Source organism: Salmonella sp. 2020_1395 (genome assembly GCF_043848115.1).
In the GTDB taxonomy this organism is placed as follows: Bacteria; Pseudomonadota; Gammaproteobacteria; order Enterobacterales; family Enterobacteriaceae; genus Salmonella; species Salmonella enterica.
Map to the genome: position 1 here is coordinate 79,005 of NZ_JBCMFH010000014.1, position 22,072 is coordinate 101,076.

The 22,072-nt window shown below is 53.9% G+C and carries 20 protein-coding genes, 3 tRNA genes and 1 pseudogene; 19 read left to right on the top strand and 5 right to left on the bottom strand.

All coding sequences use genetic code 11. The features are described 5' to 3' along the window. Positions 1 to 16: 16 nt before the first annotated feature. Positions 17 to 985 (bottom strand): archaetidylserine decarboxylase, encoded by a 969-nt coding sequence (asd, locus tag ACH0WD_RS19375; protein ID WP_000934957.1) that lies wholly within the window; start codon positions 983 to 985, stop codon positions 17 to 19. 91 nt (positions 986 to 1,076) lie between these two features. Further along, positions 1,077 to 2,129: a small ribosomal subunit biogenesis GTPase RsgA gene (gene rsgA / locus ACH0WD_RS19380; protein ID WP_000041945.1), complete on the bottom strand. Its 1,053-nt coding sequence runs from the start codon at positions 2,127 to 2,129 to the stop codon at positions 1,077 to 1,079. A gap of 106 nt (positions 2,130 to 2,235) precedes the next feature. On the opposite strand from rsgA, the gene orn reads away from it, so the two are divergent. Next, on the top strand, positions 2,236 to 2,781 hold the full coding sequence (gene orn, locus ACH0WD_RS19385) for an oligoribonuclease (RefSeq protein WP_001271546.1): 546 nt from the start codon (positions 2,236 to 2,238) through the stop codon (positions 2,779 to 2,781). 61 nt (positions 2,782 to 2,842) lie between these two features. Here orn and ACH0WD_RS19390 read toward each other — a convergent pair whose 3' ends face one another. Then, entirely contained in the window at positions 2,843 to 3,583 is a 741-nt protein-coding gene (locus ACH0WD_RS19390; protein ID WP_000727897.1) for an arginine ABC transporter substrate-binding protein, read from the bottom strand. 275 nt (positions 3,584 to 3,858) lie between these two features. Between ACH0WD_RS19390 and ACH0WD_RS19395 the strand changes: the two genes are divergently transcribed. The 3 genes from ACH0WD_RS19395 to ACH0WD_RS19405 all read left to right on the top strand — a co-directional run bounded on the left by ACH0WD_RS19395 (position 3,859) and on the right by ACH0WD_RS19405 (position 4,279). Next, positions 3,859 to 3,934: transfer RNA gene (locus ACH0WD_RS19395), tRNA-Gly, on the top strand. Positions 3,935 to 4,090: 156 nt separating this feature from the next. After that, positions 4,091 to 4,166, top strand: a tRNA-Gly gene (locus ACH0WD_RS19400). 37 nt (positions 4,167 to 4,203) lie between these two features. Continuing rightward, positions 4,204 to 4,279: transfer RNA gene (locus tag ACH0WD_RS19405), tRNA-Gly, on the top strand. Positions 4,280 to 4,548: 269 nt separating this feature from the next. Here ACH0WD_RS19405 and queG read toward each other — a convergent pair. Beyond that, on the bottom strand, positions 4,549 to 5,688 hold the full coding sequence (gene queG, locus ACH0WD_RS19410) for a tRNA epoxyqueuosine(34) reductase QueG (RefSeq protein ID WP_001615111.1): 1,140 nt from the start codon (positions 5,686 to 5,688) through the stop codon (positions 4,549 to 4,551). Here queG and nnr point away from each other — a divergent pair. The 15 genes and pseudogenes from nnr to ACH0WD_RS19485 form a co-directional block, all read left to right on the top strand. Then, on the top strand, positions 5,687 to 7,234 hold the full coding sequence (nnr, locus tag ACH0WD_RS19415; RefSeq protein WP_000968675.1) for a bifunctional ADP-dependent NAD(P)H-hydrate dehydratase/NAD(P)H-hydrate epimerase: 1,548 nt from the start codon (positions 5,687 to 5,689) through the stop codon (positions 7,232 to 7,234). The genes queG and nnr overlap by 2 nt on opposite strands. Beyond that, on the top strand, positions 7,206 to 7,667 hold the full coding sequence (gene tsaE / locus ACH0WD_RS19420; protein WP_000981990.1) for a tRNA (adenosine(37)-N6)-threonylcarbamoyltransferase complex ATPase subunit type 1 TsaE: 462 nt from the start codon (positions 7,206 to 7,208) through the stop codon (positions 7,665 to 7,667). Before nnr ends, tsaE begins: the two co-directional genes overlap by 29 nt. A gap of 16 nt (positions 7,668 to 7,683) precedes the next feature. Beyond that, entirely contained in the window at positions 7,684 to 9,006 is a 1,323-nt protein-coding gene (gene amiB, locus ACH0WD_RS19425; protein ID WP_000640354.1) for an N-acetylmuramoyl-L-alanine amidase AmiB, read from the top strand. A 9-nt stretch (positions 9,007 to 9,015) separates the two neighbouring features. Further along, the gene (mutL, locus tag ACH0WD_RS19430) at positions 9,016 to 10,872 is read left to right on the top strand and encodes a DNA mismatch repair endonuclease MutL (protein ID WP_001122543.1); all 1,857 of its coding nucleotides are present in this window, start codon (positions 9,016 to 9,018) and stop codon (positions 10,870 to 10,872) included. Beyond that, positions 10,865 to 11,815, top strand: coding sequence for a tRNA (adenosine(37)-N6)-dimethylallyltransferase MiaA (gene miaA, locus ACH0WD_RS19435; protein WP_001000730.1), 951 nt, complete (start codon positions 10,865 to 10,867; stop codon positions 11,813 to 11,815). The genes mutL and miaA overlap by 8 nt, the downstream gene beginning before the upstream one ends. Before the next feature lie 82 nt (positions 11,816 to 11,897). After that, positions 11,898 to 12,206, top strand: coding sequence for an RNA chaperone Hfq (gene hfq / locus ACH0WD_RS19440; RefSeq protein WP_001051875.1), 309 nt, complete (start codon positions 11,898 to 11,900; stop codon positions 12,204 to 12,206). Positions 12,207 to 12,277: 71 nt separating this feature from the next. Then, positions 12,278 to 13,558 carry a ribosome rescue GTPase HflX gene (gene hflX, locus ACH0WD_RS19445; protein ID WP_000460338.1) on the top strand — a complete coding sequence of 427 codons (1,281 nt, stop codon included), beginning with the start codon at positions 12,278 to 12,280 and terminating at the stop codon, positions 13,556 to 13,558. A 214-nt stretch (positions 13,559 to 13,772) separates the two neighbouring features. After that, positions 13,773 to 15,032 carry an FtsH protease activity modulator HflK gene (gene hflK / locus ACH0WD_RS19450; RefSeq protein WP_000312507.1) on the top strand — a complete coding sequence of 420 codons (1,260 nt, stop codon included), beginning with the start codon at positions 13,773 to 13,775 and terminating at the stop codon, positions 15,030 to 15,032. 2 nt (positions 15,033 to 15,034) lie between these two features. Then, positions 15,035 to 16,039 carry a protease modulator HflC gene (gene hflC / locus ACH0WD_RS19455; RefSeq protein ID WP_001232417.1) on the top strand — a complete coding sequence of 335 codons (1,005 nt, stop codon included), beginning with the start codon at positions 15,035 to 15,037 and terminating at the stop codon, positions 16,037 to 16,039. Between the two features lie 78 nt (positions 16,040 to 16,117). Further along, complete coding sequence (locus tag ACH0WD_RS19460) at positions 16,118 to 16,315, top strand: DUF2065 family protein (protein WP_001089290.1); 198 nt, start codon at positions 16,118 to 16,120, stop codon at positions 16,313 to 16,315. A gap of 102 nt (positions 16,316 to 16,417) precedes the next feature. After that, complete coding sequence (purA, locus tag ACH0WD_RS19465; protein ID WP_000527965.1) at positions 16,418 to 17,716, top strand: adenylosuccinate synthase; 1,299 nt, start codon at positions 16,418 to 16,420, stop codon at positions 17,714 to 17,716. Between the two features lie 207 nt (positions 17,717 to 17,923). Then, the gene (nsrR, locus tag ACH0WD_RS19470) at positions 17,924 to 18,349 is read left to right on the top strand and encodes a nitric oxide-sensing transcriptional repressor NsrR (RefSeq protein WP_001177632.1); all 426 of its coding nucleotides are present in this window, start codon (positions 17,924 to 17,926) and stop codon (positions 18,347 to 18,349) included. 37 nt (positions 18,350 to 18,386) lie between these two features. Further along, positions 18,387 to 20,825: a ribonuclease R gene (rnr, locus tag ACH0WD_RS19475; protein WP_000076357.1), complete on the top strand. Its 2,439-nt coding sequence runs from the start codon at positions 18,387 to 18,389 to the stop codon at positions 20,823 to 20,825. Positions 20,826 to 20,915: 90 nt separating this feature from the next. Continuing rightward, positions 20,916 to 21,647: a 23S rRNA (guanosine(2251)-2'-O)-methyltransferase RlmB gene (gene rlmB, locus ACH0WD_RS19480; protein WP_001293275.1), complete on the top strand. Its 732-nt coding sequence runs from the start codon at positions 20,916 to 20,918 to the stop codon at positions 21,645 to 21,647. A 131-nt stretch (positions 21,648 to 21,778) separates the two neighbouring features. Continuing rightward, positions 21,779 to 21,946, top strand: a pseudogene (locus ACH0WD_RS19485) (DUF2170 family protein); the annotation flags it as partial. Between the two features lie 15 nt (positions 21,947 to 21,961). On the opposite strand, the gene ACH0WD_RS19490 reads toward ACH0WD_RS19485, so the two are convergent. Next, positions 21,962 to 22,072 (bottom strand): IS1 family transposase (locus tag ACH0WD_RS19490; RefSeq protein ID WP_001691633.1); only part of this gene is annotated, 111 nt, incomplete at its 5' end.

A 22,072-nucleotide genomic window follows, 5' to 3' on the forward strand; every position in this document is an offset into this window, starting at 1 on the left:
CAGCATTCTCTCTTGATTAGGTGTCGTCTTTTTTATTGTCAACCAGCGGGCTGGCGTCGTGTTCGGCTTTAATTTCTTCTGTCGGCAGCGGAGCAGGTTCTACCTCCGGCGCGACGAATGTTTCGGTCGACGTCGCCAGCGGTTGGCCAATTTTGGTAACGGACAGGCTTGCCAGCGACGCGATCAGATTCACTTTCCCCGGTGCAAATAAGTTGATGACCGTGGAACCCAGTTTAAAGCGCCCCATCTCCTGGCCTTTCAACAAGGCGACAGACCCTTCATGTTCGCCTTCTGGCCAGGTCCAGCGCTTGATGATGCCTTCGCGCGGCGGGGTAATGGTCCCCGCCCAGACGGTTTCGATACTGCCGACAATAGTTGCGCCGACCAGAATCTGCGCCATAGGGCCGAACTCGGTATCAAACAGACAGATAACGCGCTCGTTGCGGGCAAACAGGTTGGGGACGTTTTGCGCGGTCAGATGGTTAACGGAGAACAGATCGCCCGGTACGTAGATCATTTCACGCAGGATGCCGTTGCATGGCATGTGCACGCGATGGTAGTCGCGAGGGGAGAGGTAAGTGGTCACAAACGTGCCGTTGCGGAACTTATCCGCCATCAGGTAGTTACCCGCCAGCAACGCTTCAAGGCTGTAATTATGGCCTTTGGCCTGCAAAATTTTCTCTTCTTCGATACGACCCAACTGGCTTATCACGCCGTCAGCAGGCATCACCAGGATGTTAGGATCGGTATTGAGCGGACGCACGTCATCACGCAGCGGACGAACAAAGAAATCATTGAACGTACGATAGCTGGCGGTATCGGGTTTTTGCGCCTCGGTCATATCGACTTTGTAATACTTTACGAAGAGATCTATAACCAGTTTTGTCAGCCATCCTGCTCGTTTGCTTGCGCCCCAGCCCGCCAGGCGAGTGAGCCATAGTTTCGGCAGAATGTATTGTAGCGAAAGTTTAAATGAGTTTAACAAGGTAGCCTCCAGGCCATTGTTGTTCCTGAACCGGCAGTTATACCGGTATCCTGAAAAAAGGGGACGATTCTAACGACGCCTAGCGTATCTGTCAGTCGTCCGTATCAGAAAAGTTTTTACGCGTTTTTACCTGCGCCATACTTTCAAGAATTCGGTGATAATTTTCGAAACGGGTTTCCGCAATAGCGCCGTTCTCTACCGCTTCGCGAATGGCGCAGCCTGGATCGGCGTCATGCTTGCAGTCCCGGTATTTGCAATGTCCCAAATAGTCATGAAATTCGACAAAGCCCTGGGTGATTTGTTCCGGCTCCAGATGCCATAAGCCGAACTCGCGCACGCCGGGGGAATCAATGACATCGCCACCATGCGGGAAATGATACAGACGAGCAGCGGTAGTGGTATGTTGACCCAGACCGGAGACATTCGACACATCGTTCGTCAGAATCTCGTTCTGTAAGCCGAGTAGAGCGTTTAGCAGGCTGGATTTTCCGACGCCGGACTGCCCGGCAAAAATACTGATGCGACCGGTTAACGCTTCTTCCAGCGGTTTCAGACCATCCTGCGTATGGCTGGAGACCATCAGCACGCGATAGCCGATATTGCGGTAGATATCCATCTGCTCATTAACGAAGTCCATACCTTCGTCGTCCAGCAGATCAATTTTATTGAGTACGATAAGCGGCTCAACCTGTAGGGTTTCACAGCCGACCAGATAGCGATCGATGATATTCAGCGACAGCTCCGGCAAAATCGCGGAGACGATAACGATTTGGTCAATGTTGGCGGCAATAGGCTTCACGCCGTCGTAGAAGTCCGGGCGCGTCAATACCGAGGTGCGCTCATGCACCGCTTCAACGATGCCTTTTACGTTGACGCCCTCTGCGGCGGCTTTGCCCGGACGCCAGACGACGCGATCGCCCGTCACCAGCGAACGGATAGTGCGGCGGATATTGCAACGGTGAACCTCGCCGTCAGCAGACTCCACATCGGCATGCATACCAAAACGGCTAATGACGATACCTTCTGCAGGCTCGCCAAACAGGTTGTCATCGTAGTCGGCTTTCTCCGCGGACGTTTTTAAACGACGCTGGTGATTGGCGTTCACACGGCGCTGCTGGCCTTTGGAGAGTTTATTTTTGCTCAATCGTACTGGCTCCTGGTCGCCCATAGTGGGCAAAACATCTATGATACACGCAATTGTAGATGAATATAGTCACAGTGAATGTGACCTCTGAAGGGTGGAAAATAGCATGAGTGCCGATGAAAACAACCTGATTTGGATCGATCTGGAGATGACAGGTCTGGACCCCGAGCGCGATCGCATTATTGAGATAGCCACGCTGGTGACGGATGCCAGTCTGAATATTCTGGCGGAAGGGCCGACGATTGCGGTACATCAATCCGATGCGCAACTGGCGTTAATGGATGACTGGAACGTGCGCACCCATACCGGCAGCGGCCTGGTAGATCGCGTTAAGGCAAGTACGATGGGCGAACGAGACGCTGAACTGGCGACGATTGAATTTCTGAAAACGTGGGTGCCTGCGGGTAAGTCGCCGATTTGCGGTAACAGCATCGGTCAGGATCGTCGTTTTCTGTTTAAATATATGCCGGAACTGGAGGCCTACTTCCACTATCGCTATCTGGATGTCAGTACGCTCAAGGAACTGGCGCGCCGCTGGAAGCCGGAGATTCTGGCCGGCTTTACCAAGCAGGGCACGCACCAGGCGATGGATGATATTCGCGAGTCGGTGGCGGAGCTGGCTTACTACCGCGAGCATTTCATTAAGCTGTGAGGCGTAACATGCCGGATGGCAACGCCAGAGCGTCTCATCCGGCAGCTCTCCCGCCACTGAATTACTGCGTAAACCATTTCTCCTGCATCTGCGCATATTCCGGCGACGCTTTCACCTTGTCGAGCGCGGCATTAATTTCTTGCAATAGCGCGTCGTTGCCTTTGCGTACCGCAATGCCTAACCCTTTTCCGTAGTAGTCAGGATCGCTGGCGCGTTCATCCATGATGGCGTAATCCGGATTGTTTTTTAGCCACTTACCAATCGCGGCGACATCGCCAAACACGCCCTCAAGACGGTTGTTTTTCAGATCGGTAAAGGCGTTTAGATAGCTGTCATAGGCGACAGGCGTGATAGCTTGTTGTTTATCCTGCAAATAGCGCTGATGCGTTGTACCGTTTTCCAGACCGACTTTTTTGCCTTTCAGATCGGCAAAAGTGTGATAAGCCCCTTTACGCGTGACGACTACCGCCGATAGACCTTCGTAATAGGGTTGGCTAAAGGAGACCTGCTGCTCACGTTTGGGCGTCATATCCATACCGGCGATCACCGCATCAAACTTTTTGAAGCGTAGGCTGGGGATCAGACTATCAAAGCTCTGGTTAGTAAATGAGCACTCCGCTTGCATCTCTTTGCAGACCGCGTTGGCGACATCAATATCGAAACCAACAATTTTATTATCGGCATCGACAAACTCATAGGGCGCATAGGTGGCGGAGGTGCCAAAATGTAATGTTCTGGCGGAAACGGAAGCGGCGTGAACGGAGAGGCTGGCTAACAGCATGACAATAAGTTTTTTTTTCATCTTGATCCCTGATATCAATTGGATGTTGTGGTCACCGTGCTATTCTTTTTTTGGCGCAGGGTGCTATTCTGATTCTGTGCCTTTAGGCGTGGCGTGAAAAGTTTTTTGTTGCATAGCGCACGCTTTGCTCGTTTTTTGTCTTGTTTGGTGATTTAATCAGCATTCAAACAAAAATCGCGAAAAAATGCGTTCAGGGGCTTGCAGCTAAATGGATTTCTCGTATAATGCGCCTCCCGTAACGACGCAGAAATGCGAATTACGACAGCAACAAATTTGCGGGAATAGCTCAGTTGGTAGAGCACGACCTTGCCAAGGTCGGGGTCGCGAGTTCGAGTCTCGTTTCCCGCTCCAAAATTTGAAAGTACTTGTTAAGTACAAACCACCAATCGCAGGATTTCGAATTGCGACAAGGCGGCAACTGAACGAGTCCTCAGGAGCTTACTGAAGTAAGTGACTCAGGCGAGTGAAGGCAGCCAACGCAGTAGCGGTTCGAAAGACGAAGATTATGCGGGAATAGCTCAGTTGGTAGAGCACGACCTTGCCAAGGTCGGGGTCGCGAGTTCGAGTCTCGTTTCCCGCTCCAAAATTTGAAAGTGCTTGTTAAGCACAGACGCACCCAAGCGGGAATAGCTCAGTTGGTAGAGCACGACCTTGCCAAGGTCGGGGTCGCGAGTTCGAGTCTCGTTTCCCGCTCCAATTCTTATCTACAGTGAAATTATCCACAACGAATATCGCGTTGGGGCACGTTTTGTTCCGCTTTCGTCAGATCCTTGTAAACAGACTTATCCACAGGACGGCCCATTACTCCTGGAATGCAAAAAATCATACCTGACGCGTAGAATTTCTATAATTTACTGAAAAGTATAGAAAAAATAAGATTTCAAAACGTTAGCGTTATTGTCTGTTCCTTTTTTCCCTCTTGAATCGCAATGTGTTTTTATTTTTATACACAGCCTGTGAATAATTCAGGCATCGCGCACCAGCCCTTTTTCAATCACCCTGACCAGACGCTGTTTTTTCGGTAGCTGCACTTCAATGATGCAGGCGTTGCGCTTTTCAATTTGTTGCGCAATCGCCCATTCGATATGCTCATCGAGAAGTGGATGCTCACCCTTGCGGCTTTCCAGCGCCGTAATGACGGCATTACTCCACGGCGCATTCCCCAGCGCGACGGCAACATTGCGCAGCCAGCGTAAATGACCAATGCGCCGAATCGCAGAACCTTCAGTGACTTTCAGAAACTGCGCTTCGCTCCAGCTAAACAACTCAACCAAATCTGGGTTATGCAGCGCCTTGCGTGGGCTAAAATCTGCTTCGTCGGTCAACTGAGAGTAACGATTCCACGGACAGATAAGCTGGCAGTCATCGCAGCCGTAAATACGGTTGCCTATCAGTGGGCGAAATGCTTCAGGAATAGCGCCTTCCAGCTCAATGGTGAGATAAGAAATACAGCGCCGCGCGTCCACCGTATACGGTTCGACAATCGCCCCGGTCGGGCAAATGGTCATACAGGCGACGCATTTGCCGCAACCTTCCTCGACCGGCTGGTCGACCGGCAGCGGTAAATCAATCAACAATTCCCCCAGGAAAAAGAATGAGCCGGCCTCCCGATTAAGGATAAGTGAGTGCTTACCCGTCCAGCCAAGTCCGGCTTTTTCCGCTAATGGGCGTTCAAGAATAGGCGCAGAGTCGACAAACGGTCTAAAATTCAGCGAACCGCAGTACTGCTGGATCTGCTCGCCCAGTTTTTTAAGGCGGCTGCGTAACAGCTTGTGATAATCACGCCCCAGCGCATATCGGCTAACGTAGCCCAGCGTGGGATCCTTCAACGTACTGGCAAACGCGGCGTTGGCGGGCAGATAGTTCATGCGCACGCTGATGACACGTAGCGTACCGGGTAAGAGTTCATGAGGCCGGGCGCGCATCATACCGTGGCGCGCCATCCATGCCATCTCGCCGTGGTATTGTTTGTCCAGCCACGCCTGCAGCGCAGGTTCGGATGCGCGCAGATCGGTATCAGTAATACCGACCTGCTGAAAGCCCAGCTCCAGCCCCCACTGCTTAATATTTTGCGCTAACTGATTGAGATCGAGGGGCTTTGACATGATGGACCATAACATGAAGAAAAACCCTGTAAGTATACCACACTCCATTTGGCCCGCCGATGACATCAAACGGCTGGAACGCGATGCGGCGGATGCCTTCGGACTCACACTCTATGAATTGATGCTGCGCGCTGGCGACGCGGCATTTCGGGTAGCCCGTGACAGTTATCCTGACACCCGACACTGGCTGGTGTTGTGTGGTCATGGCAACAACGGCGGCGATGGTTACGTCGTGGCGCGACTAGCGCAAGCGGCGGGCATTAGCGTAACGTTGCTGGCGCAGGAGAGCGACAAACCGTTACCTGAAGAAGCGGCGCAGGCGCGCGATGCCTGGCTGAATGCCGGCGGCATTATCCATGCTGCCGATATTATCTGGCCGGAAGCGACGGATCTAATTATCGACGCGCTGCTTGGCACCGGCATAGCCCAGGCGCCGCGCGACCCGGTAGCCGGTCTGATTGAACAGGCGAACGCCCATCCTGCGCCGGTTGTCGCCGTCGATATCCCGTCAGGCCTGCTGGCGCAAACGGGCGCCACGCCTGGCGCGGTGATAAGCGCCGCGCATACGGTCACGTTTATCGCCCTGAAACCAGGCCTGCTGACCGGCAAAGCGCGTGACGTTACCGGCATACTGCATTATGACGCGTTGGGACTGGAAGGCTGGCTGGCAAGCCAGACGCCGCCGCTCCGGCGTTTTGACGCGACGCAGTTGGGGCAATGGCTAACGCCGCGTCGACCGACCTCGCATAAGGGCGATCATGGTCGTCTGGCGATTATCGGCGGCGACCAGGGAACAGCGGGCGCAATTCGGATGGCTGGCGAGGCGGCGCTGCGTACGGGGGCTGGGTTGGTCAGAGTACTGACTCGCGGTGAAAACATCGCGCCGTTGCTGACGGCCCGCCCGGAACTGATGGTACATGAACTCACGCCTCAGTCGCTGGAAGAGAGCCTGACCTGGGCTGACGTTGTGGTGATCGGCCCGGGGCTTGGGCAGCAGGAATGGGGCAAAAAAGCCTTACAGAAAGTAGAAAACGTCCGTAAACCTATGCTGTGGGATGCGGATGCGTTGAACCTACTGGCAATCAATCCTGATAAACGTCACAATCGCGTGATTACGCCGCATCCGGGAGAAGCTGCCCGCCTGTTAGGATGTTCTGTGGCAGAAATTGAAAGTGATCGCTTACTTTCAGCACAGCGTCTGGTAAAACGGTACGGAGGCGTGGTCGTGTTAAAAGGCGCAGGAACGATTATCGCCGCTGAACACCACCCTCTGGCTATCATTGACGCTGGTAATGCAGGGATGGCGAGCGGCGGGATGGGCGATGTCCTGTCCGGCATCATCGGCGCATTGCTCGGACAGAAGTTTACCCCGTATGATGCGGCATGTGTGGGATGTGTGGCTCACGGCGCGGCGGCGGACTTACTGGCAGCGCGTTATGGCGCTCGCGGCATGTTGGCGACCGATCTTTTTACTACGCTGCGGCGTATTGTTAACCCTGATGTGATTGACGTAAACCATGATGAATCGAGTAATTCCGCTACCTGACGAACAGGCGACGCTAGACCTGGGGCAACGGGTAGCCAACGCCTGCGATGGCGCGACCGTTATTTATCTGTATGGCGATTTAGGTGCCGGTAAAACGACGTTTAGCCGGGGATTTTTACAGGCGTTAGGCCATAACGGTAATGTAAAAAGCCCCACCTATACGCTGGTAGAGCCTTATACGCTTGATAACATGATGGTATATCACTTCGACTTATACCGTCTTGCGGATCCGGAGGAGCTGGAGTTTATGGGCATTCGCGATTATTTCGCCAACGACGCCATTTGTCTGGTGGAGTGGCCGCAACAAGGTAAAGGCGTTCTCCCCGACCCGGACGTCGAAATCCATATTGATTACCAGGCGCAGGGGCGTGAGGCTCGCGTAAGCGCGGTATCCTCATCGGGTCATTCGTTACTGGCGCGTTTAGCCGATTAGCTATAAAGGTGGCGGGATGATTTATCGCATCAAAAATGCCGTAATAGCAGCCTTAATCCTGCTGTGCGCGCAGGCGGGCGCCGCCAGTCTCTCTGATATTCAGGTTTCCAACGGCGAGCAGCAGGCGCGCATTACGCTGAGTTTTATCGGCGAGCCGGAATATGCTTACTCACAGGACGGTAAACGGACCGTGGCGCTGGATATCAGGCAGACCGGCGTGATTCAGGGGCTGCCGCTTCAGTTTAGCGGTAACAATCTGGTAAAAACGATCCGTGCCGGAACGCCGAAAGATGCGCAATCTTTACGGTTGCTTGTCGATCTGACGGAAAATGGTAAAACCGAGGCGGTGAAGCGGCAAAACGGCGGCAACTATACGGTCATTTTCACCATTAATGCCGATGTTCCGCCGCCACCACCACCGCCTGTCGTCGCGAAACGGGTTGAAAGCGCGCCCCGTCCGACGGAGCCTGCCCGTAATCCGTTTAAATCTTCTGATGATCGCCTGACCGGCGTAACCAGCAGCAATACCGTTACGCGGCCTGCGGCGCGCGCGTCGGCAGGCGCTGGCGATAAAGTGGTGATTGCTATTGATGCCGGACATGGAGGCCAGGACCCCGGTGCGATAGGCCCGGGCGGTACGCGCGAGAAAAATGTCACCATCGCCATCGCGCGTAAGTTACGCACATTGCTGAATAACGATCCGATGTTTAAAGGCGTGCTGACGCGTGACGGCGACTATTTTATTTCGGTGATGGGGCGGTCTGATGTGGCGCGTAAGCAAAACGCCAACTTCCTTGTCTCTATTCATGCGGATGCCGCGCCAAATCGCGACGCCACCGGCGCCTCCGTCTGGGTATTGTCCAATCGTCGCGCGAACAGCGAAATGGCAAACTGGCTTGAGCAGCATGAAAAGCAATCCGAACTGTTAGGCGGCGCTGGCGATGTGCTGGCGAACAGTCAGTCAGACCCTTACCTGAGCCAGGCGGTACTGGATTTGCAATTCGGTCATTCGCAGCGGGTAGGGTATGATGTGGCGACGAACGTACTAAGCCAACTCGACGGCGTGGGGTCGCTGCATAAACGCCGCCCGGAACACGCTAGCCTGGGCGTGTTGCGTTCGCCGGATATCCCGTCCATTTTGGTGGAGACGGGCTTTATCAGTAATCACGGCGAAGAGCGATTGCTGGCGAGCGACCGCTATCAGCAGCAGATTGCTGACGCTATATACCGGGGGTTGCGTAAGTACTTTGCAGCGCATCCGATCCAGTCTGCGCCGCAGGGCGGCCCAGGCCAGACGGCCAGTACCAACCAGCCTGGCGCCATAACTGCCGCGAATTAAGGAGATTTCATGCCGATTCAGGTTCTGCCGCCGCAGCTTGCGAACCAAATCGCCGCTGGCGAAGTGGTGGAACGCCCTGCGTCGGTTGTTAAAGAGCTGGTAGAGAATAGTCTGGATGCAGGCGCCACCCGCGTTGATATCGACATCGAGCGTGGCGGCGCGAAGCTTATTCGTATTCGCGACAATGGCTGCGGCATTAAAAAAGAGGAGCTGGCGCTGGCGCTGGCCCGTCATGCCACCAGTAAAATCGCCTCGCTTGACGATCTGGAAGCGATTATCAGTCTGGGATTTCGCGGCGAAGCGCTGGCCAGTATCAGTTCGGTCTCGCGTTTGACGCTAACGTCGCGCACGGCGGAGCAGGCGGAAGCCTGGCAGGCGTATGCGGAAGGGCGCGACATGGACGTGACGGTAAAACCCGCCGCGCACCCGGTCGGCACCACCCTGGAAGTTCTGGATCTCTTTTATAATACGCCCGCCCGGCGTAAATTCATGCGTACCGAAAAAACGGAATTTAATCACATCGATGAGATCATCCGTCGTATTGCATTGGCCCGTTTTGACGTCACGCTTAACCTGTCGCACAACGGCAAATTGGTACGGCAGTATCGCGCTGTCGCAAAGGACGGGCAAAAAGAGCGCCGGTTAGGCGCCATCTGCGGCACGCCGTTTCTCGAACAGGCACTGGCGATCGAGTGGCAGCATGGCGATCTGACCCTGCGCGGCTGGGTCGCCGATCCGAATCACACCACCACGGCGTTAACGGAGATCCAGTACTGCTATGTGAATGGCCGCATGATGCGCGACCGCTTGATCAATCATGCCATTCGCCAGGCCTGTGAAGATAAACTGGGCGCGGACCAACAGCCTGCGTTTGTGTTGTATCTGGAGATTGACCCGCATCAGGTGGATGTCAATGTTCATCCCGCCAAGCACGAAGTGCGTTTTCATCAATCCCGGCTGGTGCACGACTTCATCTATCAAGGGGTGCTGAGCGTTCTGCAACAGCAGACGGAAACGACGCTGCCGCTTGAGGACATTGCGCCAGCGCCGCGGCATGTCCCGGAAAACCGTATCGCCGCCGGGCGCAACCATTTTGCTGTACCCGCCGAGCCAACTGCGGCGCGCGAGCCCGCGACACCGCGTTATTCCGGCGGCACATCGGGCGGTAACGGCGGGCGTCAGTCCGCAGGTGGTTGGCCGCACGCGCAGCCAGGTTATCAGAAGCCGCAGGGCGAGGTTTATCGCACGCTTTTACAGACGCCGGCGACGAGCCCCGCGCCGGAGCCGGTTGCGCCTGCGCTTGACGGACATAGCCAGAGTTTTGGTCGCGTACTGACGATAGTCGGCGGTGACTGCGCGTTGCTGGAACACGCGGGGACTATCCAGCTCTTGTCGCTGCCGGTTGCGGAGCGTTGGCTGCGTCAGGCGCAGCTTACACCGGGTCAAAGCCCGGTTTGCGCGCAGCCGTTGCTGATTCCGCTGCGTTTAAAAGTGAGCGCCGATGAAAAAGCCGCGCTGCAACAAGCCCAATCTTTGTTGGGAGAATTGGGTATTGAATTTCAGTCAGATGCGCAGCATGTGACCATTCGGGCGGTGCCTTTACCCTTACGACAACAAAATTTACAAATCTTGATTCCTGAACTGATAGGCTACCTGGCGCAGCAGACCACATTTGCAACGGTCAATATTGCACAATGGATAGCGCGTAATGTGCAGAGCGAACATCCGCAGTGGTCGATGGCGCAGGCCATATCGCTGCTGGCGGATGTTGAGCGGCTATGTCCGCAGCTGGTAAAAGCGCCGCCGGGTGGCCTGTTACAACCTGTTGATTTACATTCGGCGATGAACGCCCTGAAGCATGAATGATGTAAGCAAGGCGAGCCTGCCTAAGGCGATATTTTTGATGGGGCCGACGGCCTCCGGCAAAACGGCGCTGGCGATAGCACTGCGTAAAGTTTTGCCAGTAGAGTTGATAAGCGTTGATTCCGCCCTCATTTATCGGGGAATGGATATTGGCACGGCTAAGCCGAATGCCGATGAGCTGAAAGCGGCGCCGCATCGACTGCTGGATATACGCGACCCGTCGCAGGCGTATTCGGCGGCGGATTTTCGCCGCGACGCGTTAGCGCAAATGGCGGAGATCACCGCTGCGGGGCGTATCCCGCTGTTAGTGGGCGGTACCATGCTGTATTTTAAGGCATTGCTGGAAGGGTTATCGCCGCTGCCTTCAGCAGATCCGGAAGTCAGATCCCGGATAGAGCAGCAAGCAGCGGAGCTTGGATGGGAGGCGTTGCATCAGCAACTTCAGAAGATAGATCCAGTTGCCGCCGCGCGAATTCATCCAAATGATCCGCAAAGACTTTCCCGGGCACTGGAAGTTTTTTTCATTTCGGGTAAAACTTTAACGGAGCTAACGCAAACGTCAGGAGACGCGCTACCGTACCAGGTGCATCAGTTCGCTATCGCCCCGGCGAGCCGTGAACTGCTCCATCAGCGCATTGAACTGCGTTTTCATCAGATGTTGGCTTCAGGTTTTGAAGCAGAAGTCCGGGCGCTTTTTGCCCGAGGAGATTTGCATACGGACTTGCCTTCCATCCGTTGTGTGGGATACCGCCAGATGTGGTCATACATTGAGGGCGAAATCTCATATGATGAAATGGTTTATAGAGGTGTTTGCGCCACGAGACAGTTGGCGAAGCGCCAGATGACCTGGTTGCGCGGTTGGGAAGGGGTGCGCTGGCTTGACAGTGAGAATCCCGATCGGGCGCGAAAAGAAGTATTACAGGTTGTTGGTGCTATCGCAGACTGAATGTGTACAATTGAGACGTATCGTGCGCAATTTTTCAGAATCGAAAGGTTCAAAGTACAAATAAGCATATAAGGAAAAGAGAATGGCTAAGGGGCAATCTTTACAAGATCCGTTCCTGAACGCATTGCGTCGGGAACGTGTTCCAGTTTCTATTTATTTGGTGAATGGTATTAAGCTGCAAGGTCAAATCGAGTCCTTTGATCAGTTCGTGATCCTGTTGAAGAACACGGTCAGCCAGATGGTTTATAAGCACGCGATTTCTACTGTTGTCCCGTCTCGCCCGGTTTCCCATCACAGCAACAATGCCGGTGGCGGCGCCAGCAATAACTACCATCACGGTAGCAACGCGCAGGGTTCTACTGCGCAACAGGACAGCGAAGAGACTGAATAAGTTCACGCGCTGTTTATCCATGTCGGGGGCGTCGGATAATCGCCCCCGCTGGTTATTAAGAGGGTTTACGCTTGTTTGACCGTTATGATGCCGGTGAGCAGGCGGTACTGGTACACATCTATTTTTCGCAAGACAAAGATATGGAAGACCTCCAGGAGTTTGAATCTCTGGTCTCTTCCGCCGGTGTCGAAGCAATGCAGGTGATTACCGGTAGCCGTAAAGCACCGCACCCGAAGTACTTTGTAGGTGAAGGTAAGGCAGTTGAAATTGCGGAAGCCGTGAAAGCGACTGGCGCAGCGGTCGTATTGTTTGATCATGCATTGAGTCCAGCCCAGGAGCGAAACCTGGAGCGTTTGTGCGAGTGCCGGGTTATCGATCGCACCGGTCTTATCTTAGATATTTTTGCCCAACGTGCGCGAACCCACGAAGGTAAGTTGCAGGTTGAGCTGGCGCAGCTACGCCATCTGGCTACGCGTCTGGTGCGTGGCTGGACCCACCTTGAACGTCAGAAAGGCGGGATTGGTTTGCGCGGTCCGGGTGAAACCCAGCTCGAAACCGACCGTCGTTTACTGCGTAATCGCATTGTGCAGATTCAGTCGCGCCTGGAGAAAGTTGAGAAGCAACGTGAGCAGGGGCGGCAGTCGCGCATCAAGGCCGATGTTCCGACGGTATCGCTGGTGGGCTATACCAACGCCGGAAAATCCACCCTTTTTAATCAGATCACTGAAGCGCGGGTCTATGCGGCAGATCAGCTATTTGCGACGCTGGACCCGACGTTACGTCGTATTGATGTAGCGGATGTCGGTGAAACCGTTCTGGCGGATACGGTAGGCTTTATCCGCCATTTACCGCACGATCTGGTGGCTGCCTTTAAAGCTACCCTGCAGGAGACGCGTCAGGCGACGCTGCTGCTGCATGTGGTCGATGCGGCGGATGTTCGCGTGCAGGAAAACATCGAGGCGGTAAACACCGTTCTCGAAGAGATTGACGCTCACGAAATCCCCACCTTAATGGTGATGAACAAAATCGATATGCTGGACGACTTTGAACCGCGTATTGACAGAGATGAAGAGAATAAACCCATCCGCGTTTGGCTTTCAGCGCAAAGCGGCGTGGGGATACCACAGCTTTTTCAGGCTTTGACGGAGCGTCTTTCCGGCGAGGTGGCGCAGCATACGCTGCGTTTGCCGCCGCAGGAAGGGCGTCTGAGAAGCCGGTTTTATCAGCTTCAGGCAATAGAAAAAGAGTGGATGGAGGAAGACGGTAGCGTCAGTCTGCAGGTACGAATGCCGATTGTCGACTGGCGTCGCCTCTGTAAACAAGAACCGGCGTTGATCGAATACGTGATCTAGACGCGAAGTCATTCAGGTCGTATTGAGGCGGTAGCTGAGAGAATCTCAGGAGCTCACAACTAAGTGACCTGGGGTAAAAAAGCCGCCACTCAAGACGCAGCCTGAAAGATGATGTCTGTAACGGCGGTTCGTCTGAAGCATGGAGTAATTTCGCCTTATCCTCTGAGGTCGAAAGACAACGGGGATCACCGCATAACAAATATGGAGCACAAACATGGCGTGGAATCAGCCCGGTAATAACGGACAGGACCGCGACCCGTGGGGAAGCAGCAAACCTGGCAGCAACTCTGGGGGAAATGGAAACAAAGGTGGCCGCGATCAGGGACCTCCCGATCTGGATGATATCTTCCGTAAGCTGAGTAAAAAACTCGGTGGTTTTGGGGGCGGTAAAGGCACCGGTTCCGGCGGCGGTAGCTCATCGCAAGGCCCGCGTCCGCAACTGGGAGGCCGTATTGTCGCCATCGCCGCGGCGGCAGTAGTCATTATCTGGGCGGCCAGCGGTTTTTATACCATTAAAGAAGCCGAGCGTGGCGTTGTGACGCGTTTTGGTAAATTCAGCCATCTGGTAGAGCCAGGTCTGAACTGGAAGCCGACATTTATTGACGACGTCACGCCGGTGAACGTCGAAGCGGTGCGCGAACTGGCGGCGTCAGGCGTGATGCTGACGTCTGATGAAAACGTCGTGCGCGTTGAAATGAACGTGCAATACCGCGTCACCGATCCACAGAAATATCTGTTTAGCGTGACCAGCCCGGACGATAGCCTGCGTCAGGCCACCGACAGCGCGCTGCGTGGCGTCATTGGTAAATACACGATGGATCGCATCCTGACCGAAGGTCGTACCGTTATTCGTAGCGATACCCAACGCGAGCTGGAAGAGACTATTAAACCGTACAACATGGGGATTACCCTGCTGGACGTGAACTTCCAGGCTGCGCGTCCGCCGGAAGAGGTGAAAGCCGCCTTTGACGACGCGATTGCCGCACGTGAAAACGAGCAGCAGTACATTCGTGAAGCGGAAGCGTATACCAACGAAGTTCAGCCGCGCGCCAACGGTCAGGCGCAGCGTATTCTGGAAGAGGCACGCGCCTATAAAACCCAGACTATCCTGGAAGCGCAGGGTGAAGTCGCCCGGTTTGCGAAGATTTTGCCGGAATATAAAGCCGCGCCGCAGATTACACGCGAGCGTCTGTATATTGAAACGATGGAAAAAGTGTTGAGCCATACCCGTAAAGTACTGGTTAACGACAAGAGCGGTAATTTAATGGTGCTGCCGTTAGATCAGATGCTGAAAGGCGGGAATGCGCCGGCGGCAAAGAGCGACAATAGCGCCACCAACCTGCTGCGCCTGCCGCCGTCCACAAAGTCTAACGCCAGCGGAGCAAGCAACACGTCGTCCTCAAATCAGGGCGATATTATGGACCAACGCCGCGCGAATGCGCAGCGTAACGACTACCAGCGTCAGGGGGAATAACGATGCGTAAGTCAGTTATTGCGATTATCATCATCGTGCTGGTAGTGCTCTACATGTCCGTCTTTGTGGTCAAAGAGGGCGAGCGCGGCATTACGCTGCGTTTTGGTAAAGTTCTGCGTGACGATGAGAACAAACCGCTGGTTTACGCGCCGGGTCTGCACTTTAAGATCCCGTTTATTGAATCAGTGAAAATGCTTGATGCGCGTATCCAGACGATGGATAACCAGGCCGATCGCTTTGTGACTAAAGAGAAGAAAGACCTGATTGTCGACTCCTACATCAAATGGCGTATCAGCGACTTTAGCCGTTACTATCTGGCGACCGGCGGCGGCGATATTTCGCAAGCCGAAGTGCTGTTAAAACGTAAATTCTCGGACCGTTTGCGTTCTGAGATTGGTCGCCTGGACGTAAAAGACATCGTGACCGATTCTCGTGGTCGTCTGACTCTGGAAGTGCGCGACGCGCTGAACTCCGGTTCAGCCGGTACCGATGATGAAGTGGCGACCCCGGCGGCGGATGACGCGATTGCCGAAGCGGCGGAACGCGTCACGGCGGAAACCAAAGGTAAAGTACCGGTCATCAACCCGAACAGTATGGCGGCGTTGGGTATCGAAGTGGTCGATGTGCGTATTAAGCAGATCAACCTGCCGACCGAGGTTTCTGAGGCGATTTACAACCGTATGCGCGCCGAGCGTGAAGCGGTCGCGCGTCGTCATCGCTCACAAGGCCAGGAAGAAGCGGAAAAACTGCGTGCGGCTGCTGACTATGAGGTGACGAAAACTCTGGCGGAAGCCGAGCGTCAGGGGCGTATCATGCGTGGTGAAGGTGATGCTGAAGCCGCGAAGCTGTTTGCCGACGCGTTCAGTCAGGACCCTGATTTCTACGCGTTCATTCGTAGTCTGCGCGCTTACGAGAAGAGCTTCGAAGGTAATCAGGACGTGATGGTATTGAGCCCGGACAGCGATTTCTTCCGCTACATGAAGACACCGAGTTCGACGACACGCTAAAATAGCGTCAGCGGTTTTAGACCAGCAAAACCACCGCATCCAAAGGATGCCGGTGGTTTTCTTTTATAAGGGCGATAAATGAATTCAACAATCTGGTTGGCGCTTGCTCTGGTATTAGTCCTCGAAGGGCTGGGACCGATGCTGTATCCCGGCGCATGGAAAAAAATGGTTTCGGCACTGGCGCAACTGCCGGAAAATGTTTTACGCCGTTTTGGCGGCGGACTTGTGGTTGCGGGAGTTGTGGTCTACTACATGTTGAGGAAAACGATTGGCTGAACAAAAAGTGGTCGGATTTGCCGCAGATTGAGTGCAAAAAGTGCTGTATATCTGAAAAAGCGATGGTAGAATCCATTTTTAAGCAAACGGTGATTTTGAAAAATGGGTAACAACGTCGTCGTACTGGGCACCCAATGGGGTGACGAAGGTAAAGGAAAGATCGTCGATCTTCTGACTGAACGGGCTAAATATGTTGTACGCTACCAGGGCGGTCACAACGCAGGCCATACTCTCGTAATCAACGGTGAAAAAACCGTTCTCCATCTTATTCCATCAGGTATTCTTCGCGAGAATGTAACCAGCATCATCGGTAACGGTGTTGTGCTGTCTCCGGCCGCGCTGATGAAAGAGATGAAAGAACTGGAAGACCGTGGCATCCCCGTTCGTGAGCGTCTGCTGCTGTCTGAAGCCTGTCCGCTGATCCTTGATTATCACGTTGCGCTGGATAACGCGCGTGAGAAAGCGCGTGGCGCGAAAGCGATCGGCACCACCGGTCGTGGAATCGGGCCTGCTTATGAAGATAAAGTGGCACGTCGCGGTCTGCGTGTTGGTGACCTTTTCGACAAAGAAACCTTCGCTGAAAAACTGAAAGAAGTGATGGAATATCACAACTTCCAGTTGGTTAACTACTACAAAGTTGAAGCGGTTGATTACCAGAAAGTTCTGGATGATACGATGGCTGTTGCCGACATCCTGACTTCTATGGTTGTTGACGTTTCGGACCTGCTCGACCAGGCGCGTCAGCGTGGCGATTTCGTCATGTTTGAAGGTGCGCAGGGTACCCTGCTGGATATCGACCACGGTACTTATCCGTACGTAACTTCTTCTAACACCACAGCAGGTGGCGTGGCGACCGGTTCCGGCCTGGGCCCGCGTTATGTTGATTACGTTCTGGGTATCCTCAAAGCTTACTCCACTCGTGTAGGTGCAGGTCCGTTCCCGACCGAACTGTTTGATGAAACCGGCGAGTTCCTCTGCAAGCAGGGTAACGAATACGGCGCCACTACTGGCCGTCGTCGTCGTACCGGCTGGCTGGACACCGTTGCCGTTCGTCGTGCGGTACAGCTGAACTCCCTGTCTGGCTTCTGCCTGACCAAACTGGACGTGCTGGATGGCCTGAAAGAGGTGAAACTCTGCGTGGCTTACCGTATGCCGGATGGCCGCGAAGTGACTACCACTCCGCTGGCAGCTGACGACTGGAAAGGTGTAGAGCCGATTTACGAAACCATGCCGGGCTGGTCTGAATCCACCTTCGGCGTGAAAGATCGTAGCGGCCTGCCGCAGGCGGCGCTGAACTACATCAAACGTATCGAAGAACTGACCGGCGTGCCGATTGATATTATTTCTACCGGCCCCGATCGTACTGAGACGATGATTCTGCGCGACCCGTTCGACGCGTAAATCTGGTACGCCTGGCAGATATTTTGCTTGCCGGGCTAACAGTGTGATACATTGCTGTGTCGGGTAAGCCATTACGCTATCCGACACAGTGCTAAATCCTCGCTTTTTTCCTTCCCCGAACTGAAATAAATTAGCGACACAGCTTGTGGCTGGTTTATCATCAATACAGATAAGTTATATCCCGTTTTCCCTTTTCCTGAGGTTGATGTGCAGTTAACGAGTTTCACCGATTACGGCTTACGTGCGCTAATCTATATGGCGTCGTTACCAGATGGACGAATGACCAGCATTTCTGAGGTGACAGAAGTCTACGGCGTGTCCCGTAATCATATGGTCAAAATTATCAATCAGCTTAGCCGGGCGGGCTTTGTCACCGCCGTTCGGGGAAAAAATGGCGGTATCCGCCTGGGTAAACCGGCTAATACTATTTGTATTGGCGATGTGGTGCGTGAGCTGGAACCCTTATCACTGGTCAACTGTAGCAGCGAATTTTGCCACATCACCCCTGCCTGTCGTCTGAAACAGGCGCTTTCTAAGGCCGTGCAGAGTTTTCTCAAGGAGCTGGATAACTACACGCTTGCCGATTTGGTTGAAGAGAATCAACCGCTTTATAAATTATTACTGGTGGAGTGAAGTAAACTTCATTAGAGATGACAATGGAGGAACCTCAATGTCACAAGATCCTTTCCAGGAACGCGAAGCAGAAAAATACGCGAATCCTATCCCGAGCCGGGAATTTATCCTCGAACATTTAACGAAACGTGAAAAACCGGCCAGTCGCGAAGAACTGGCCGTAGAACTGAATATTGAAGGCGAAGAGCAGCTTGAAGCCTTGCGTCGCCGCCTGCGCGCGATGGAGCGCGATGGACAACTGGTCTTTACCCGCCGCCAGTGCTATGCGCTGCCGGAACGCCTCGACCTGCTGAAAGGCACCGTGATCGGTCATCGTGATGGTTACGGTTTCTTACGTGTCGAAGGCCGCAAAGACGATCTGTATCTTTCCAGCGAGCAGATGAAAACCTGTATTCATGGCGATCAGGTGCTGGCGCAGCCGCTGGGCGCCGATCGTAAAGGTCGCCGCGAAGCGCGTATCGTCCGTGTACTGGTACCGAAAACCAGTCAGATAGTCGGGCGTTATTTCACCGATGCGGGCGTCGGCTTTGTGGTGCCGGACGACAGCCGTCTCAGCTTCGACATTCTTATCCCGCCAGAAGACGTCATGGGCGCGCGGATGGGGTTCGTGGTCGTGGTTGAACTGACCCAACGTCCAACTCGCCGTACTAAAGCGGTAGGGAAAATCGTCGAAGTGCTGGGCGACAATATGGGCACCGGTATGGCAGTTGATATGGCGCTGCGTACCCATGAAATACCTTACATCTGGCCGCAGGCGGTAGAGCAGCAGGTCGCCGGGCTGAAAGAAGAGGTGCCGGAAGAGGCGAAAGTAGGTCGTGTCGATCTGCGCGATTTGCCGCTGGTCACGATTGATGGCGAAGATGCCCGTGACTTTGACGACGCGGTTTACTGTGAGAAAAAACGCGGCGGCGGCTGGCGTTTGTGGGTCGCTATTGCTGACGTGAGCTATTATGTACGGCCGCCAACGCCGTTGGATCGCGAGGCGCGCAATCGCGGCACGTCGGTTTACTTCCCGTCACAGGTTGTCCCAATGTTGCCGGAGGTGCTCTCCAACGGTCTGTGTTCGCTAAACCCGCAGGTTGACAGGCTGTGTATGGTCTGTGAAATGACCATCTCAGCGAAAGGTCGGCTGACCGGCTACAAATTCTATGAAGCGGTGATGAGCTCCCATGCGCGTCTGACCTATACCAAAGTCTGGCATATGCTGCAGGGCGATCAGGATCTGCGTGAACAATATGCGCCGCTGGTGAAGCATATTGAAGAGCTGCACAACCTCTACAAAGTGCTGGATAAAGCGCGTGAAGAACGCGGGGGGATCTCGTTTGAGAGCGAAGAGGCGAAGTTTATCTTTAACGCCGAGCGTCGCATTGAGCGTATCGAACAGACCCAGCGTAATGACGCGCATAAGCTTATCGAAGAGTGCATGATCATGGCGAATATCTCGGCGGCGCGCTTTGTCGAAAAAGCTAAAGAGCCGGCGTTATTCCGTATTCATGATAAGCCCACCACCGAAGCGATCACCTCATTCCGCTCCGTACTGGCGGAGCTGGGGTTGGAGCTGCCGGGCGGAAACAAACCGGAACCGCGCGATTATGCCGAACTGCTTGAATCGATTGCCGACCGGCCGGACGCCGAAATGCTGCAAACTATGCTGCTGCGTTCAATGAAGCAGGCGATTTACGATCCGGAAAACCGCGGGCACTTTGGCCTGGCGTTGCAGTCTTATGCGCACTTTACCTCGCCGATTCGCCGCTATCCGGATCTTTCTTTGCACCGCGCCATTAAGTACCTGCTGGCGAAAGAGCAAGGGAACAAGGGCAACACCACAGAAACGGGCGGTTATCACTACTCGATGGAAGAGATGTTGCAGCTCGGCCAGCACTGTTCGATGGCGGAACGCCGCGCTGATGAAGCGACGCGTGATGTCTCCGACTGGCTGAAATGTGACTTTATGCTGGATCAGGTAGGCAACGTCTTTAAGGGCGTGATTGCCAGCGTCACCGGTTTCGGCTTCTTTGTCCGTCTTGATGAACTGTTTATCGATGGGCTGGTACACGTTTCCTCACTGGATAACGATTACTATCGCTTCGATCAGGTAGGGCAACGTCTGATTGGCGAGTCCGGCGGGCAGACATATCGCCTGGGCGACCGGGTCGAGGTACGCGTCGAAGCGGTGAATATGGACGAACGGAAAATTGACTTTAGCCTGATCTCCAGCGAGCGCGCACCGCGTAACGTCGGCAAAACGGCGCGTGAAAAAGCGAAAAAAGGTGAAAGTAAAAACGCCGGTAAACGTCGTCAGGTAGGTAAAAAAGTTAACTTCGAGCCTGATAGCGCCTTCCGCGGCGAGAAAAAAGCGAAGCCGAAAGCAGCGAAAAAAGACGCGAGAAAAGCAAAAAAGCCATCGGCTAAAACGCAGAAAATAGCCGCAGCGACCAAAGCGAAGCGTGCGGCGAAGAAAAAAGCGGCAGAGTGAGCAATACCCTCTTCAAACAGAAGAGCGTGAATTATCTGTAGGCCGGGCAAGCGTAGCGCCCCCGGCAAAACGTAAACAATGAGTACATTAATGAGCGAAATGATTTACGGCATCCACGCAGTGCAGGCCCTGCTGGAGCGCGCCCCTGAACGTTTTCAGGAAGTCTTTATTTTAAAAGGCCGTGAAGATAAACGTCTGTTGCCGCTGATTCACGCCCTTGAGTCCCAGGGCGTGGTTATCCAGCTGGCAAACCGCCAATATCTCGACGAGAAAAGCGACGGTGCCGTGCATCAGGGTATTATCGCTCGCGTGAAACCAGGCCGGCAGTATCAGGAAAACGATCTGCCGGATCTGATCGCATTACACGATCGCCCTTTTTTGTTGATCCTCGATGGCGTCACCGATCCGCATAATCTTGGCGCCTGTCTGCGCAGCGCCGATGCCGCAGGCGTACATGCGGTAATCGTGCCGAAAGACCGCTCCGCGCAACTTAACGCGACGGCGAAGAAAGTCGCCTGCGGCGCAGCGGAAAGCGTGCCGTTGATCCGCGTCACCAACCTGGCGCGCACGATGCGCATGTTGCGGGAAGAGAATATCTGGATTGTCGGAACGGCGGGCGAGGCTGACCATACGCTGTATCAGAGCAAAATGCCTGGCCGCATGGCGCTGGTCATGGGCGCAGAAGGTGAAGGTATGCGTCGTTTGACCCGTGAGCACTGCGATGAGCTGATCAGCATTCCTATGGCCGGTAGCGTGTCGTCGCTGAATGTCTCTGTGGCGACCGGGATTTGTCTGTTTGAAGCCGTTCGCCAGCGAACCTGACGCTAATAGTATTTTTTAAGAAAAAACCATCCATAATCGGATGGTTTTTTTTTATCTCTGGCTGGTAATATAAAAAGAAAAACCTACCCTGTAATTTCTTTTATTTATAAAAATGAGATAGAGATAAAAATATGGCATGGACTCCACGGACGCTGGCGGATGCATTAAACAACATCGCCGAATTAGATATTGATATAGAAAATAATGAATCTTCATTAATAATAAAAATGAATGATTATGGCGATTTACCACTGGCGGTTTTATTTACCTCGCAACAAATAGTTATCGAGACTTATATCGGTAATGACTCCAACTTACTGATAGTGTTTTATGTTCAGATAATGCCCGATGACTTTGTCATGCAGCTCCACCGATTTTGAGAACGACAGCGACTTCCGTCCCAGCCGTGCCAGGTGCTGCCTCAG

What these genes read in the sequence shown, in the direction of transcription:
- tsaE (WP_000981990.1), top strand. Translation starts at nt 7,206, where the DNA reads ATGATGAATCGAGTAATTCCGCTACCTGACGAACAGGCGACGCTAGAC.
- hflK (WP_000312507.1), top strand. Translation starts at nt 13,773, where the DNA reads ATGGCGTGGAATCAGCCCGGTAATAACGGACAGGACCGCGACCCGTGG.
- nnr (WP_000968675.1), top strand. Translation starts at nt 5,687, where the DNA reads ATGATGGACCATAACATGAAGAAAAACCCTGTAAGTATACCACACTCC.
- hfq (WP_001051875.1), top strand. Translation starts at nt 11,898, where the DNA reads ATGGCTAAGGGGCAATCTTTACAAGATCCGTTCCTGAACGCATTGCGT.
- rlmB (WP_001293275.1), top strand. Translation starts at nt 20,916, where the DNA reads ATGAGCGAAATGATTTACGGCATCCACGCAGTGCAGGCCCTGCTGGAG.
- purA (WP_000527965.1), top strand. Translation starts at nt 16,418, where the DNA reads ATGGGTAACAACGTCGTCGTACTGGGCACCCAATGGGGTGACGAAGGT.
- miaA (WP_001000730.1), top strand. Translation starts at nt 10,865, where the DNA reads ATGAATGATGTAAGCAAGGCGAGCCTGCCTAAGGCGATATTTTTGATG.
- ACH0WD_RS19460 (WP_001089290.1), top strand. Translation starts at nt 16,118, where the DNA reads ATGAATTCAACAATCTGGTTGGCGCTTGCTCTGGTATTAGTCCTCGAA.
- orn (WP_001271546.1), top strand. Translation starts at nt 2,236, where the DNA reads ATGAGTGCCGATGAAAACAACCTGATTTGGATCGATCTGGAGATGACA.
- queG (WP_001615111.1), bottom strand. Translation starts at nt 5,688, where the DNA reads ATGTCAAAGCCCCTCGATCTCAATCAGTTAGCGCAAAATATTAAGCAG.
- mutL (WP_001122543.1), top strand. Translation starts at nt 9,016, where the DNA reads ATGCCGATTCAGGTTCTGCCGCCGCAGCTTGCGAACCAAATCGCCGCT.
- hflC (WP_001232417.1), top strand. Translation starts at nt 15,035, where the DNA reads ATGCGTAAGTCAGTTATTGCGATTATCATCATCGTGCTGGTAGTGCTC.
- ACH0WD_RS19390 (WP_000727897.1), bottom strand. Translation starts at nt 3,583, where the DNA reads ATGAAAAAAAAACTTATTGTCATGCTGTTAGCCAGCCTCTCCGTTCAC.
- rnr (WP_000076357.1), top strand. Translation starts at nt 18,387, where the DNA reads ATGTCACAAGATCCTTTCCAGGAACGCGAAGCAGAAAAATACGCGAAT.
- amiB (WP_000640354.1), top strand. Translation starts at nt 7,684, where the DNA reads ATGATTTATCGCATCAAAAATGCCGTAATAGCAGCCTTAATCCTGCTG.